Source organism: Bacillus sp. FSL K6-6540 (genome assembly GCF_038007545.1).
The window spans coordinates 1,897,064-1,911,838 of sequence record NZ_JBBOXH010000001.1; the positions used below are offsets into that span (position 1 = coordinate 1,897,064).

A 14,775-nucleotide genomic window follows, 5' to 3' on the forward strand; every position below is an offset into this window, starting at 1 on the left:
CTATGAAAATCGTGATTGATAACAAGGACGGGAACGTCTGGGACGTATCGAACGTTGTTAAGGATATCCGATATTCTACGTCCCGGATCGGGAAGGCTTCCTCATTGGAGTTTACCCTGGTTGACAGCGGCATTTACCAGGATAAGAAATTCAATTATCAAAACGGGGACATCGTTCAGTTTACCGACGGCACGAACAAGGTGTTCATGGGCTACATCTTCAAATTCGAGATGAGCAGGAACGGAGAGGCGAAGATTCTGGCTTACGATCAGCTTCGGTACCTGAACGCGAATCATACCTACGTTCTGACCAACGTAACCGCGACCCAGATCGTCCAGCGGATCGCCAAAGACTTCAACCTGAAGACAGGAAAGCTAGCTGATACGAAGTACAAGATTCCAAACTTCCTGCAGGATGATCAAACCCTGATGGACATGGTTTGCTGGGCATTGGATAAAACGCTGATTAAGTACAGCACCAACTTCGTTTTTTACGATGACTTTGGGCAGCTGACACTCCAGAATATCAACGATATGAAGTATGGCTTTGTCATAGGAGAAGGGAGTCTGATGACAGACTTCACCTATTCGAAATCCATCGACGAAGACACTTATAACCATATTGTGTTGTATCGGGATAACGAGAAATCCGGTAAACGGGAGACATTCAAGATCGAGGACAGCAGCCGGATTAAAAAATGGGGTAAGCTGCAGCTATATCAAAGCGTGGACGAGGATATGACCAAGGCCCAGATTAACGATCTCCTGACCCGCCTGATCACGGTCAAGAATCGGGAAACACGTAAGATGAAGATCGAAGCGATCGGCGACCTTCGGCTGCGGGCAGGGATGTACGTCAATATCCAGATCGCGCGCTTTGGGATCAATAAATTCTTCTTGGTCGATGAGTGCACGCACAGCATATCCGGAGCGCAGCACACAATGACCCTTGACTTGAGGATGGTGTAAGCATGCTGGATATCATCAAAAAGGCAGCAATAAACGCGATGGATGCAAGCAATCCAGTCGCCGTGCAAATAGGATCTGTCGTATCGATAAGCCCCTTGGAGATTAGCCTGGATCAACGGCTAACACTACCGGAGGCTTTTTTAATTGTACCGGAGTCCCTGACCCGTTATGAGATCGATCTGAGTCACGTTCACAAGCTTTCCGGTTCTCCAGATACAGAGAAAGCTTTGACGGATAAAATCGTCATACGTGAGGGATTGGCTGTGGGTGACGCTGTGATTCTGCTTCGGGTCCAAGGTGGTCAGAAATATGTTGTTTTCGATAAGGCGGTGAGCGGATGATCCCACAAAGCGATATTGAAATGACAGATGAGGAACTGGAGCCGGTCACGCTCCCGAGTCGGACCTATCGGTTCGACCGTGTGGATGGCCGGATCAGCAGCCAAACCGTGGATGGGATCGAGGCCGTCAAGCAGACCGTCTTTAAAATTCTCTCGACTCAACGTTTTGAACATCTTATTTACTCCGGAAATTACGGTAACGAGATGGAGCTGAGCGAGGTTCGAGGGCGGGCCGTCTTCGAAAGCGAGGTTGAACGATGGGTAACCGAAGCCCTGACCCAGGACGACCGCATCGCCTCCGTGACCGGATTCAGCTTTGATTACGGTATGGATACGGCCTTGGTCCGGTTCACGGTGGATACGGAATTCGGATCCTATCAAGATGAGCAGGAGGTGTAACAGTGTACGAGGATCAAACCTTTGAAAACATCCTGGAGCGAATGCTGGACCGGGTACCGGACGGGATCGACAAGCGCGAGGGGAGTATCATCTACGACGCTCTGGCGCCGGCAGCCGCCGAGCTGGCTCAAATGTATGTTGAACTGGACTTGAATGCGAATTTACGCTTTCCGGATACGGCCAGCGGTGAATACCTAGATCGGTCCATCGCCTGGTCAGGTGTCAAACGGAAGATGGCGAGTAAGGCGCAGCTCCGGGGCGTATTTTATTCTGGATCCGGCGCGCTGTTGGATATTCCGATAAGCAGCCGCTTCAGCTTGGGCGAACTGAATTATGTCGCCGTAGAACGCCTATCCGCCGGGAACTTCCGAATGGAATGTGAGACAGCCGGATCAGAGGGCAATCGTCATTTCGGATCCCTCATCCCGATCGAATACATTTCGGACTTGGGACGCGGCGAGCTGACGGAGTTGTTGGTGGCAGGAGAAGACACGGAAGAGGATCCAGTCCTGTATGAGCGGTACCAGGAAAAGGTTTCACGGCCAATCACGTCCGGCAATCGGTACCAGTATGAGTTATGGGCCCGAGAGATTACCGGCGTCGGCCGGGCTCGGGCGTTTCCGGAGTGGGCTGGACCAGGAACGGTGAAAGTCGTTCTACTGGACAATGAGATGCGCGCGCCGGCAGCTCCTGTCGTGGAAGCCGTGCAGCAGTATATCGACCCAACACAAGATGGTATGGGTGAGGGGGCTGCGCCGATCGGGTCCGTGACTACGGTTGTCGGGGCGACGGAGATCCCGATCAACATATCGGTCAAAGTGACACTGGCTACCGGCGCGACCGTGGAAGAGGTCAAGGAGCAGCTGGAGCGTGGTGCAGCCGATTATTTCCGTGATCTGGCCTTCACGGATCCGCTCGTTCGGTATACGCGAATCCAGGGTATCATTCTCGGGATCCCGCCGGTCATTGACTATGCCGACCTGTTTGTTAATGGCGAAGAGAAGAACATTGAAATCGGCATGGATGGTGTAGCCGTTCTCGGGACGGTGACGGTAACATGAGCGGATCCGATCGGTTAAAAGGTTACCTGCCTAAATACTACGACGGCGTGCTGGAGATGGAGCAGCTGACAGGAACCGAAGGACCTGAAGTGGATCTGATGGCCTCACGGATCGAGGAGCTGCTGAATCAATCCTATCCTGAATCGGCGACCTGGGCGATTAGTCGATATGAGAGAGATCTGCAGATCACGATCGAGACCGGGAAGCCGATCGAGCAGCGCCGGTCCGTTGTCATCTCGAAGATGCGCGGTCAGGGCAACGTTTCCGGAAGCATGATCAAGAACGTAGCCCAGGCCTATGATGGTGGCCAGGTGGATGTGTCTGTTACGCCGGCGGATTACAAGATAACAATTACCTTCATCGATACGCTCGGGATCCCGCCGAACCTGGATGACTTGAAGAATGCGCTGAACGATATCAAGCCGGCACACCTAACCCTAGAGTACGATTTCCGGTTCCTGCTGGTCCGAGATATCCATAAAGTCATGACGTTCAATCAGCTCAAGCAGACGCCATTTAGTAAAATGGCCTTTAGAAGAAAGTGAGGTTAACATTATGCCAAATCAGACACCGATTCTAAGTCTATACAAAGTAGATGGCGATACGGACGGGAACGACACGTTTAATGTGGATGTGGTTCTTAATGATAATTGGGATAAGATCGATGCTGCTGTAGCACAGTTTAAAGAGATACTGGACAATATCGAAGTTGATATCCCGGAGGCTTCCCTAACAGAAAAAGGTATCGTACAACTCTCCAATGCCACGAACGGCACGCGGGAGAACGTAGCAGCGACAGAAAAGGCCGTAAGCCAAGCTTTTCAAGCTGGCAATGAGCGGAAAGCGGAAGTGGTTGCCGCGCTTGTTGCCATAGGAGTATCGGCATCCACAAGCGAAACATGGGCGCAGCTCATCCCGAAAATTGCGGCAGTTATCCGGGCGACAGGAAATGCAACGGCGGCGGATATCCTTGCGGGGAAAACCGCATCCAATGCAAACGGGTCAGTAACAGGAACAATCCCCGTCCTTACTGGTAATAGAACAGCTACAGGCGTTGCTAAATGGCCTGATGGAGCACTAGCTGTATATCCTGAAAAGGGATATCAAAAAGGGGGATCTGGTGACGGTGAAATAAAAGTCACCACTGCACAATTACAGGGAGCTGAGCCCAATTTAAATTCTGCATACATCCTAAGTGGCCGTCCAATTTTCGGTGTACCTGGCGGAATAGCAAACCGAAGCGCAGAAAATAACCATATGCCAGGTTTAGAAAAAACAGTATGGGCTGGAGATCGGTACTTCATTCGCCCCCCTGCCGGTTATTACAACGGTTCAACCTGGGTTACAGCTCCCGAGCCTAACCTACGGCCGGAGAACTTTCGGGCAGGAGTGGATGTAGGCGGAATGTTAGGTACTCTTAAGACAATTGGCCCTGGGGATAAGATGTACTTTTTCCAAGACCCAGGACCAATTGGCCGACTAGGTACCACCCCCAGAATAGGATCAGGATGTATTATTTCTGTATCTGGTACGTATCGTGTCAGATTCCAATTGGGAGTAGATGATGGGCTCATTGGGTATGGTCAGATATATGTTAATGGCTCACCAGGGGGCATATTGCGATCGGTTACATCATCCTACATTGGCTATATAGAGGATATCACCATAAACGGTAATGATAAAATTCAGGTGTATGTGTGGACAAATAAGAGCGGCGGCTATGTAAATCTCAAAGATCTTTCAGTTTCAACAGATATTGAGGTTTGGAGTTCGCTAAACTAAATACGGAGGGGAATTTTGAATGAAGGTGAAAAAACAATATAACACTTTAGACGATCGTGAACTGCTGATTCAGGAACACTCCGATTTGTTCTTAATTGAGGAACATAATATAACTGAAGGGAATTTCCTTGTTTTCGCTGATGAGTATCCTGAACCAAGTCCCGACCCAGAACCTACGCTTTCAGAACAAGTGGCCGAACTGAACTTGACCGTTGGAAATATAATTTTGGAGAGCGCCAACGACAAAGCCACAATAGCATCCCTGGAGGATACAGTGGGTACGCTGCTCTTCGAAGTGGCTGCACTGAAAGGAGGTGTAGAGTAAATGTGGTATTCGATCGTCAAGCGTTATTACGACAATCAGCATCCTTTATACAATGACGACAGTTTAAAGACCTTTGTTGTAGCAAAGATGATCACTCCAGAAGAATACAAGCAAATCACAAACGTTGATTATGCAGCATAGCGCGCCGCAAGGCGTATTTTTTATGCCCCTGGGTGGTCCGGGGGCTTTTCTTATTCAAAGAAAGATAGGGGGAAGAAGGGTGGACTGGACCGTGCTCACAGCAATCATTTCCGTCACCGCAGCCATTAGCGGCATTGTACTTGGCTGGGTCGGTAAGACGAAGGCCTATAAGGCAGAGGTGGTACAAGAAGCCACGGCGGACGCGTCGCTGCATACCGACGTCTCTTACATCAAGCGTGGTATCGATGACATTAAGGTGGATGTCCGTATCCAAGGCCAACGTATGGATGGTTTTGCCGAACGTTTGACGAGGGTTGAGGAGTCTGCAAAACAAGCTCATAAGCGCTTGGACGATATGAAATAGAGAGGATGAATGTATATGGAATGGAGCATGATTTTTGAGTATATCAATCCTGAGTTGATCGTGGTTGTCATTGCTTGCTGGATTATTGGCTACGTGTTCAAACAAACACCGTTTATCCCTGATTGGTCCATTGTTTATTTGGTCGGGGTGGTCGCTATTGTATTTGTCTGCTTGATCCAGGGATTCACGGTCCAGGCGATCATTCAAGGGATCCTATGCGGTGCGGTGGCGGTATTCGGTCACCAGGCTGTGAAGCAGACGGCCAAGGCAGCAGGTGGATCCAATGAGTAATAAACAGGCTTTTGTCCAAAAAATCGCCCTTTTCGCGATCGCCGATATGAAGAATACATTTATTCCGGCATCGTTGATCATAGCCCAGGCTGCGCTCGAAAGCGCCTGGGGAACATCCGGATTGACGAAGAAAGGGAATAACCTCTTCGGGATCAAGGGCAAAGGGCCTGCCGGCAGCTGCACGATGCCAACAACCGAATACGTGAACGGGAAGCCGATCAAAGTAGACGCCGCCTTCCGTGCCTATAACAATTGGGGCGAGTCCATCGCCGATCATACTAAGCTGATCCTGAACGGGGTTAGCTGGGACCGTAACAAATACAAGAAGGTTATCGGGGTGGACGGTAAGACGGCCGCGAGGGAGATCCAAGAGGCGGGTTATGCGACGGATCCGAAGTATGCGGATAAGCTGATCGCCATTATGGATGAGTACAACCTGTATCAATACGATGTCGTGAAAGGGGGAAAGGAGCCTGTGAAAGAGACCAAGGAACGTGATATTAACGTGGTCAGTCCCTGGGCAGCTCCTGCTTGGGAAGAGATGAAGAAGAACGGGTATGTGGACGGCAGCCGGCCAGGCGCGCCCGTCACGCGAGAGGAGCAAGTGGTTATGATGTATCGACTGCGGAAGAACTTCCTTAAATTGATCGGTGGCAATACCGTCCGGATCGCGGAGCTGGAGAAGCAGCTGCAGGCAATTGAATCAGAAAAGTAGATTTACAAAATGTCCCAAATGAAATATAATATCAACAAAACCGAGGGCATCGGTAAGAAGAACCTCGCTGGCTTAGGCTTGCGAGGTTCTTTTTTTTTGTTTATCGGAAGTTTAAATATACTGACGGTTGATATATAATGGTGAAAACTGATCCTGAGCAAAGGAGGGAAATCTGGTGTCTAAGAAAATCCAGTATCTCGACTACGCCGTACAGGACAACGTTTTGGTACCTCTGGTCTATCTCACTTCGGAACAATTCGACCAGTTGATATTTGAATATGATTCCTTTAACCTGAAACAGGTACGGCGGCGTAAGAAAAGAGGGGCCTGATCTCGGCCCCTCTCCCTGAAACTTATCCGCGACGCTTGCGCTGCGTCATGCGGTGGTGCAGGTCATACGCCCGCTGTTCAGCTTCCGTGAGGGCATACCGTCCAAGTATCTGTTCCTCACGATTTTTGAACTCCTCCTTGGTGATCCGTCCTAGCCCCATCTGGTCTCGGGTCACTCTAAGGAGGTGTTCTCGTTTTTGGAGCTTTTCAAAAGCTTCCATTAACACTTTATCCATTTGTCTCACCTCCTTTATAATTTAATTATATACGAAATTCGTATAGTTGTCAACGATATTCGTATAAATTATTCAAATATCGTTTACATTTAACGATAATCGTATATAATGAAGGTGAGGTGATCGAAATGTTCAAGCTCAAGCTGGACAGAATACTATTTGAAAAGAGAATGAATGCGAATCAATTATCTGAAATGACCGGAATCCGCTATCCTACAATTCTGGATATGGTCAAGAACAAATCAAAAGCATGGTCCCCTGATAATTTAGATAAGGTATACAAGGCGCTAGAATTAAACAGCGTAACTGAATTAATTGAATATGTGAATGAAGAAGCCACCGAGGCATAGAGCGCGGTGGCTTTTTTTTACATTGATCAGGGAACGTTAGTTCGCATATAATACAAACAAATGTTCTTGTTTTGTGAATGACCAAACCGGCAAAGTTAAGGAGGGCACTGTAAATGACAAAATTAGATGGGAACGGTCTTTGGGAGTCCAGTCGTATGATGATACCAGAACATAGGGAAGCCATAATTCGGCTACAGCTCAAACAGGGTAGGAAAGATCGGCCAACCTTGGATCCACAGGAAATGGAATTGATTGAGCAAGCACTGGCCGAGTCGTTTCATGAGCACCGTCCCATTAAATTAAGGCTGTTTGATGAGTATGAGGATACAGAGTTAACAGGTATTGTCGTATTGATCCACACGTTCAGACGGGAAATCAAATTGTCCATAGCTGAAGATCGCTGGCAATGGATTAAGATCGATGAGGTAATTTCGGTAAGTTGAACAAAAGAAATTTGTGGAAAAAGGACTCCAGCTCATAACGGCGGAGTCCTTTTTCAATGGGCCTTGAGTAATTCAGAACCCACACTTTACCCACAAAAAAGCTTGTAGGTTGTTGTTTGTCCTTGTAGGTTGTACTATGATAGAATACGCTAAAATCTTGATTCTGAAAGGGTTGTTGTAGAATGAACTTTACTCTTGTACATCCTGTCAGATATATGTTTTATATTTAAGGGTGACGACGGAGATGAAATCAGTATACTTGGATCATGCCGCATCAACCCCGGTTCATCCGGAGGTCGCGGAGCGGATGATGAATGTCATGACGAGCCAATACGGCAATGCTTCGAGCGTCCATGCTTTTGGACGGGAAGCGAAGAAGATCGTGAACGGGGCGCGTGATCGAATAGCGTCTTTGTTAGGATGCCATTCGGACGAGCTGGTGTTTACCGCAGGCGGGACCGAGAGCGATAACCTGGCTGTTCTGGGACTGCTGGAGTCCTTGGGCGTGGAAGGCAGACATGTGATTACGTCAGCGGTGGAGCACCATGCGGTGCTCCACACTTGCCATGAGCTGGAACGGCGGGGCTGCCAGGTTACCTATGTCCCGGTGGACCCTACAGGGCGTGTTTCTGTAGAGGACATTGCGGGCGCGATTCAGGACAACACGGCGCTGGTGACCATCATGTACGGCAACAATGAAGTAGGCACCGTTCAGCCGATCGCCGAAATCGGCGAGTTATGCCGGAGCCGCGGAATCGTATTCCATACCGATGCCGTTCAGGCATTGGGCTCGGAGGCGATCAACTGCCGCGAGCTGCCGGTGGATATGTGGAGCTTCTCCGCCCACAAAATCAACGGGCCGCAGGGCGTAGGCGCTTTGGTCGTCCGCAGGGGACTCAGCGTATCTCCCCGTCTGTTCGGAGGGCTGCAGGAGAAAAAGCGCCGGGCCGGAACAGAGAATATGGCCGGAATCGCCGGTTTTGCGGCGGCAGTGGAATGGACCGTGCAGAATATGGAGACGCGGATCCAGCATTATCGCGAACTGAGATCGACCCTCCTTGACGGGCTTCGTCAGGAGATTGGCGAGAATTCTTTTGTGATCAATGGAAACCCGGAACATCACCTACCTCACATCCTGAATATCAGCTTTCCCGGTGCCAATACGGAGACGATGCTGATGAACCTCGATATGGAAGGAATTGCGGCGGCAAGCGGCTCGGCTTGTACGTCGGGATCCCTGGAAATATCCCATGTACTCCGAGCAATGAAACTTTCTGACCCTGTTTTGCGCTCCGCGATTCGTTTTAGTTTCGGTTTGGGTAATACTACTCAAGAAATGGAGTACACTGCCCAAAAAATTGGAACCATCCTTAATCGGTTACGTAAATAGATGTTAAGGGATTTCTCCTTCTACGGATAGGGGGTATGCGTTCGTCCATTTCATCCTTGGAAATTGCCCGTCGGTCAGCTTTTTTTGGGAACCGCGGTTGATTTCAAACCATGAAGGATGAGGAGGTGTCCACGGTTATGAAACTTCAAGAAATGATCGGACTGGCTGTATTCGACGTGGAGAACGGTAAGGAAATCGGCAAAATCCACGATTTTATACTAGATGAGAACTGGTTGATTACCGGATTGGAGCTGGAAGGCAAGGCTTTGTTTTCCTCTCATGTGAAAAGCGTCTCATGGGAAGATATCGTAGCCTACGGGGAAGATGCCGTCATGATCCGGAGCCAAGAGGCTGTCCGCAAATTGGGCGCCAACGATATACCGCTTACGTACCTTTTGGGCAAACGCAAATTGAAAGAGATGCAGGTCCTGACAGAGGATGGTGTCCTGCTCGGTCGTATATCGGATGTTTATTTTGAGCAGGAACAGGGCAATACAATACTAGGGTTGGAAATATCCGATGGATTTGTCTCGGATTTGATCGAAGGTCGCAAATGGCTGCCTTGCACAGCTGAAATGGCTATCGGCGAGAGTGCCGTCATGGTACCCCCGATGAGCGAACAGCGTCTGGAAAAAGCCATTAATTCTGTGAACGGATAGGGTGAGGTAGGATGAAATGTCCAAACTGTAGTTCCAAAGATATCGGAAAAATCGGCTCCCACCAGTTTTATTGCTGGGGTTGCTTTATCGAATTGACGGTTAACGGAGAGAAAATGTCCGTATACCAGGTAGAAGAGGACGGCACGCTGAGCTCGCTGGATGATTTGTTCTTCGGCGATGACATGCAGCCGGATTTTCCTCAGATGCACGCGTCTTCCTGAAGAACGCGTACATAGCGTAAGATCAACGACTCCTTGCGTAAGGCCTGTGCGGCTGAATAGCAGGAGTCTTTTTCATTTTGGCCGGCGGAAATGTTAGTTTATTTCTGGAAGCTTGTACATATACTACAGGGTAGCTTTCGAAAAAAGGAGGGTGCCTGTGTGGAACAGCTGACCGAGAACAAATGGTTTCGGTTGTTGGTTTGGTTGATGCTTGGACTCATCTCCCTTTATTTTGTCTGGCTGCTGCGCCCGCTGTTTCTGGATGTCTATCGCTTTCTTAAGGCCGTCCTGGCGCCATTTTTGGTTGCCATGATCATATCGTATGTGTTGAATCCGATTGTATGCACGCTCTCTGACCGCAAAGTTCCGCGGAGCATTGCGGTACTGCTCATTTATGCCGTCTTCCTGACTTCGCTGGCCGTCATTCTGATCAATATGATTCCGATGCTGATCCGGCAGCTGGAGGAGCTCAACGAGCACTTGCCTGAATTATCGATGAACGCCCAAAGCCTGATGACCAATCTGGACAGCAGGCTGCTGCCCCCGGGAGTAAGGACAGGCGTCAACAGCTGGTTCCTGCAGATGGAGTCGAGGCTGGCCGGTGGAATTTCGGATTTCATGGACAATATCGGCAACACCATCAACATCCTGTTTAATGTGTTAATTGTTCCGTTCCTGATCTTCTACATATTAAAAGATTTTGAGGTGTTCCAGCGAACCGCCGTATCCTATCTGCCGCGGAGCCGCCGGAAGTCGATTGTCACGCTGCTGAAAGAGATCGACACAGCCCTCGGGAATTATGTCCGCGGACAATTTCTGGTATGCTTGATCATCGGCGTTCTCGCTTACGTGGGGTACATGATCGTGGGCATGCCGTACGCGCTGCTGCTGGCCAGCATCGTGGCGGTGTTTAACATCATCCCGTATCTAGGCCCCTTTCTCGGGGCGGCTCCTGCGCTTGTGATGGCATCCACGATTTCCTGGAGGATGGTGCTGCTGGTGGCGGTGGTCAATATGGTCTGCCAAACGCTGGAGAGCAATGTCATCTCGCCGCAAGTGGTCGGCAAGAAGCTGCATATGCATCCGCTTCTGATCATATTTGCGCTCCTTGTCGGCGGACAGGTGGCAGGAACCGTGGGTCTGATTCTGGCGGTACCGGTCTTTGCCGTCATCAAAGTGCTGCTGCAGCATGTTTTCGCTTATTATGTCAGGAAGAAATCCGGTTGACCCCTTCGGCCGATAACCAGCATGTTCATGCATTGACAGATGTATTCCCCCTATATATACTTGAAATGATAAACCTATAACCGTTAAAATCGATGACAAAATCGAGTAGGCTTTGTGCACCTTGCCCAGAGAACAGGTTCCTGCCCGGAGAATTTCCGGCTGGCTGCGAGAACCTGGAAGCGTCCCTAGCCGAATGCTAATTTTCGAGTGTGATTCAAAATTCACCGGGCGGCTCCCGTTATCAAGCTGTTACGAGGCGATCGTCGTATTCGTTATCCAAGGAAGACATGCTGGAGGATGAATGGACGATAACCAGGGTGGTACCGCGAGAACATTCGTCCCTGAATTATATTCAGGGGCGTTTTTTGTGTTCGGATACAAATGATTGTATCCCTATATTACGACTGAAGGAAGTGTAGAGATGAAAGCTAGTGAGATCCGTTCCAAATGGCTAGAGTTTTTTGCAGAGAAAGGCCACAATATTGAGCCGAGTGCATCGCTTGTACCGCATAATGACCCGTCCCTGCTCTGGATTAATGCAGGCATGGCTCCGCTCAAGCCTTACTTCGACGGGCGCGTGAAGCCGGAAAATCCGAGAATTGCCAACTCGCAGAAATGCATTCGTACCAACGATATCGAGAATGTCGGCAAGACCCGCCGGCACCATACATTCTTCGAAATGCTGGGCAACTTCTCCATCGGCGACTATTTTAAAGAAGAAGTGATCACCTGGGCCTGGGAATTCCTGACGGACAAAAAGTGGATCGGCTTCGATCCGGAGAAGCTGTCCGTAACCGTGTATCCGGAGGACGAGGAGGCCTATAAACTGTGGAACGAGAAAATCGGTCTCCCGAAGGAGCGCATCATCAAGCTGCAGGATAACTTCTGGGATATCGGCGAAGGACCATGCGGACCTTGCACCGAGATTTTCTATGACCGCGGCGAAGGATACGACACGGAGGCACCCGAATCCGAAATGTTCCCTGGCGGCGAGAACGAACGCTGGCTTGAAGTTTGGAACCTCGTGTTCTCCCAGTTCAACCACAACAAGGACGGCAGCTATACACCGCTTCCGAACAAGAACATCGATACGGGCGCGGGTCTGGAGCGCTTTGCTTCCATTCTGCAAAACGTGGCTTCCAATTTCGATACCGACCTGTTCCAGCCGATCATTCAGAAGACGGCAGAGCTTGCCGGCGTAAAATACAACGAGAAGACGGAATACGATATCGCTTTGAAAGTCATTGCAGACCACATCCGTACGGTTGCATTCGCTGTAGGCGATGGCGTGCTGCCTTCCAACGAAGGCCGCGGCTATGTCATCCGTCGTTTGCTCCGCCGCGCGGTTCGTTACGGAAAGGTGCTCGGACTGGACAAACCGTTCATGTATACTTTGACCGGAACCGTAGGCGATATTATGGGAGTATACTACCCAGAGGTCGTTGAGAAGCGTGCCTTTATCGAGAAGGTCATTGCGACGGAAGAGGAACAGTTCCATAAAACGCTCTCGGACGGCTTGAACATCCTGGCTGACGTCAGCGCCGAAGCGAAGAAGCAGGGCAAATCCGTCATCAGCGGCAGCGACGCGTTCAAATTGTATGATACGTACGGCTTCCCGTTTGATTTAACGGAGGATTATGCGTCCGAACACGGATTGACCGTGGACCGCGAGGGCTTTGATGCCGCGATGAAGGAACAGCGTGACCGTGCGCGCGCAGCCCGTCATGAAACGGAAAGCATGAAGGTCCAAGGCGGCGTTCTTTCCGATTATACGGTTAAAAGTGAATTTGTTGGATATAATGACACCGTCAGCGAGGCGAAAGTGCTCGCCATTGTGTCCGGTGACAGCTTTGCGGACAGCGTCAGTGAAGGCGAGACCTGTCAGGTCATTCTGGACGTTACTCCGTTCTATGCTGAAAGCGGCGGCCAGGTCAGCGATCAGGGGATGTTGGAAGGCGGATCCGTGCGTGCCCGAGTGGAAGGCCTCTTCAAGGCTCCGCATGGACAGCATGTGCATTTCGTAACCGTCGAGCTCGGCGAGCTCAAAGTGGGCGATACGGTCAAGGCGCAGGTCGACTCGGCTATGCGCAATGACATCGTCAAGAACCATACAGCGACTCATCTTTTGCATAAAGCGTTGAAGGAAGTGCTTGGCGATCATGTCAATCAGGCAGGTTCCCTTGTTGAACCGCAGCGTCTGCGCTTCGACTTCTCCCACTTCGGCAGCATTACGCAGGAGGAACTGGCCGATATTGAGCGCCGCGTGAATGAACAGGTATGGAAGAGCGTTCCGGTCGTTATCGAGCGCAAGGCCATTGATGAAGCGAAGGCGATGGGCGCCATGGCCTTGTTCGGCGAGAAATACGGCGATATCGTCCGTGTCGTTCAGGTCGGGGATTACAGCATCGAGCTGTGCGGCGGATGCCATGTGGACAACACGTCCCAGATCGGAATCTTCAAGCTGCTTGGCGAGAGCGGCATCGGCTCCGGCGTTCGCCGCATTGAAGCCGTAACGGGACGTTACGCTTATGAGCATCTGGAGGGCCAAATGGACCTGCTCAAGCAGGCTGCCGGCTTGCTGAAGAGCAATCTTGCGGACGTGCCGAAGCGGATCGAAGGCCTGAACCAACAGGTGAAGGATCTTGCTCGGGAGAACGAGTCCCTGCAAGGGAAGCTGGGAGCCATTGAAGCCAGCCAGCTGACCGACAAAGTGAAGCAGGTCGGCAATACGTCGCTGCTGGCAGCCGAAGTACAGGCCGGCAGCATGGACGGACTCCGCGGCATCGCTGACGAATTGAAGGGCAAGCTGCCTGAGACCATCCTCGTGCTCGGCTCCAAAGCAGGCGACAAGGTGAATTTCGTCGTAGCGGTTCCGCAGGAGCTGGTGAAGCAGGGCTATCATGCCGGCAAGCTGGTTAAGGAAGTCGCGTCGGTATGCGGCGGGGGCGGCGGAGGCCGTCCGGATATGGCCCAAGCCGGGGGCAAGGATGCTTCCAAGCTTGCCCAGGCGCTGCAGCATGCGGAGGACCTCGTAGCCCGGGGCGTGTAAACATGATTTGTCCAGATTGTGTACGGCAGGCTACCGTAAGCGGGAAGCGGCATTTGCTGTACACAATCCCGAATTTTTTGGAACACTCTCTAAATATTTCGCTTTGGATTTCCGTAGAGACTTAGGATTATGTTATGATATAACTAGATCAAGCTGGTAAATATTTATTCGACGAAGCATGGTAAACATGTTCTTTGAAGAAGCGAGGTGTGTCACACATGGACTCCATGGATAAGACAGTCAAGTTCAATGTAAAAGGTGATGAAAAGGAGGCTTCCGCCCAGGACATTCTACTTTCGGTATACGATTCGCTGGTAGAGAAGGAGTACAATCCGATTAACCAAATCGTAGGGTATCTTTTGTCCGGGGATCCCGCTTATATACCTCGGCACAATAATGCCAGAAGTTTGATCCGGAAAAAAGAGCGAGATGAATTGATTGAAGAACTGGTCCGGTTCTACTTAGCCAGTCACCGTTAGGAGCA

21 protein-coding genes are annotated in these 14,775 nt (G+C 50.4%); 20 read left to right on the top strand and 1 reads right to left on the bottom strand.

The window, feature by feature from the left end; translation table 11 throughout:
- The first annotated feature begins 2 nt into the window (after positions 1–2).
- The 12 genes from MHH82_RS08265 (at position 3) to MHH82_RS08320 (ending at position 6,717) form a co-directional block, all read left to right on the top strand.
- The gene (locus MHH82_RS08265) at positions 3–968 is read left to right on the top strand and encodes an XkdQ/YqbQ family protein (RefSeq protein WP_340965073.1); all 966 of its coding nucleotides are present in this window, start codon (positions 3–5) and stop codon (positions 966–968) included.
- A gap of 2 nt (positions 969–970) precedes the next feature.
- Complete coding sequence (locus MHH82_RS08270; protein WP_340965076.1) at positions 971–1,309, top strand: DUF2577 domain-containing protein; 339 nt, start codon at positions 971–973, stop codon at positions 1,307–1,309.
- Positions 1,306–1,707 (top strand): DUF2634 domain-containing protein, encoded by a 402-nt coding sequence (locus MHH82_RS08275; protein WP_340965079.1) that lies wholly within the window; start codon positions 1,306–1,308, stop codon positions 1,705–1,707. The genes MHH82_RS08270 and MHH82_RS08275 overlap by 4 nt, the downstream gene beginning before the upstream one ends.
- A 2-nt stretch (positions 1,708–1,709) precedes the next feature.
- Positions 1,710–2,768 carry a baseplate J/gp47 family protein gene (locus tag MHH82_RS08280; RefSeq protein WP_340965082.1) on the top strand — a complete coding sequence of 353 codons (1,059 nt, stop codon included), beginning with the start codon at positions 1,710–1,712 and terminating at the stop codon, positions 2,766–2,768.
- On the top strand, positions 2,765–3,313 hold the full coding sequence (locus tag MHH82_RS08285) for a putative phage tail protein (protein ID WP_340965085.1): 549 nt from the start codon (positions 2,765–2,767) through the stop codon (positions 3,311–3,313). Before MHH82_RS08280 ends, MHH82_RS08285 begins: the two co-directional genes overlap by 4 nt.
- Positions 3,314–3,323: 10 nt before the next feature.
- Entirely contained in the window at positions 3,324–4,550 is a 1,227-nt protein-coding gene (locus tag MHH82_RS08290) for a phage tail protein (protein ID WP_340965088.1), read from the top strand.
- Between the two features lie 19 nt (positions 4,551–4,569).
- Positions 4,570–4,875: a hypothetical protein gene (locus MHH82_RS08295; protein WP_340965091.1), complete on the top strand. Its 306-nt coding sequence runs from the start codon at positions 4,570–4,572 to the stop codon at positions 4,873–4,875.
- Positions 4,876–5,016, top strand: a complete 141-nt coding sequence (locus tag MHH82_RS08300; protein WP_340965092.1) for an XkdX family protein — start codon at positions 4,876–4,878, stop codon at positions 5,014–5,016.
- Positions 5,017–5,107: 91 nt separating this feature from the next.
- Entirely contained in the window at positions 5,108–5,380 is a 273-nt protein-coding gene (locus MHH82_RS08305) for a hypothetical protein (RefSeq protein WP_340965095.1), read from the top strand.
- 15 nt (positions 5,381–5,395) lie between these two features.
- Positions 5,396–5,671 (top strand): phage holin family protein, encoded by a 276-nt coding sequence (locus MHH82_RS08310; protein ID WP_340965098.1) that lies wholly within the window; start codon positions 5,396–5,398, stop codon positions 5,669–5,671.
- Positions 5,664–6,386: a glycoside hydrolase family 73 protein gene (locus MHH82_RS08315; RefSeq protein ID WP_340965101.1), complete on the top strand. Its 723-nt coding sequence runs from the start codon at positions 5,664–5,666 to the stop codon at positions 6,384–6,386. Before MHH82_RS08310 ends, MHH82_RS08315 begins: the two co-directional genes overlap by 8 nt.
- A gap of 175 nt (positions 6,387–6,561) precedes the next feature.
- A complete protein-coding gene (locus MHH82_RS08320) occupies positions 6,562–6,717 on the top strand; it encodes a hypothetical protein (RefSeq protein WP_340965104.1) in 156 nt (51 codons plus the stop codon).
- 22 nt (positions 6,718–6,739) lie between these two features.
- Here the strand turns inward: MHH82_RS08320 and MHH82_RS08325 are convergent, their stop codons facing one another.
- On the bottom strand, positions 6,740–6,952 hold the full coding sequence (locus MHH82_RS08325) for a hypothetical protein (protein ID WP_340965106.1): 213 nt from the start codon (positions 6,950–6,952) through the stop codon (positions 6,740–6,742).
- A 128-nt stretch (positions 6,953–7,080) separates the two neighbouring features.
- Between MHH82_RS08325 and MHH82_RS08330 the strand changes: the two genes are divergently transcribed.
- The 8 genes from MHH82_RS08330 to MHH82_RS08365 all read left to right on the top strand — a co-directional run bounded on the left by MHH82_RS08330 (position 7,081) and on the right by MHH82_RS08365 (position 14,770).
- Entirely contained in the window at positions 7,081–7,302 is a 222-nt protein-coding gene (locus tag MHH82_RS08330; protein ID WP_340965109.1) for a helix-turn-helix domain-containing protein, read from the top strand.
- A 113-nt stretch (positions 7,303–7,415) separates the two neighbouring features.
- Complete coding sequence (locus MHH82_RS08335; protein WP_340965111.1) at positions 7,416–7,745, top strand: YolD-like family protein; 330 nt, start codon at positions 7,416–7,418, stop codon at positions 7,743–7,745.
- 244 nt (positions 7,746–7,989) lie between these two features.
- A complete protein-coding gene (locus tag MHH82_RS08340) occupies positions 7,990–9,135 on the top strand; it encodes a cysteine desulfurase family protein (protein WP_096772945.1) in 1,146 nt (381 codons plus the stop codon).
- Between the two features lie 137 nt (positions 9,136–9,272).
- Positions 9,273–9,794, top strand: a complete 522-nt coding sequence (locus MHH82_RS08345; protein ID WP_009592754.1) for a PRC-barrel domain-containing protein — start codon at positions 9,273–9,275, stop codon at positions 9,792–9,794.
- An 11-nt stretch (positions 9,795–9,805) separates the two neighbouring features.
- Positions 9,806–10,015 carry a hypothetical protein gene (locus tag MHH82_RS08350; RefSeq protein ID WP_015734058.1) on the top strand — a complete coding sequence of 70 codons (210 nt, stop codon included), beginning with the start codon at positions 9,806–9,808 and terminating at the stop codon, positions 10,013–10,015.
- Between the two features lie 159 nt (positions 10,016–10,174).
- Positions 10,175–11,242, top strand: coding sequence for an AI-2E family transporter (locus tag MHH82_RS08355; protein ID WP_009592785.1), 1,068 nt, complete (start codon positions 10,175–10,177; stop codon positions 11,240–11,242).
- A gap of 421 nt (positions 11,243–11,663) precedes the next feature.
- The gene (gene alaS, locus MHH82_RS08360) at positions 11,664–14,291 is read left to right on the top strand and encodes an alanine--tRNA ligase (RefSeq protein ID WP_096772946.1); all 2,628 of its coding nucleotides are present in this window, start codon (positions 11,664–11,666) and stop codon (positions 14,289–14,291) included.
- A 218-nt stretch (positions 14,292–14,509) separates the two neighbouring features.
- Positions 14,510–14,770, top strand: a complete 261-nt coding sequence (locus MHH82_RS08365; protein ID WP_006208869.1) for an IreB family regulatory phosphoprotein — start codon at positions 14,510–14,512, stop codon at positions 14,768–14,770.
- Positions 14,771–14,775: the final 5 nt, after the last annotated feature.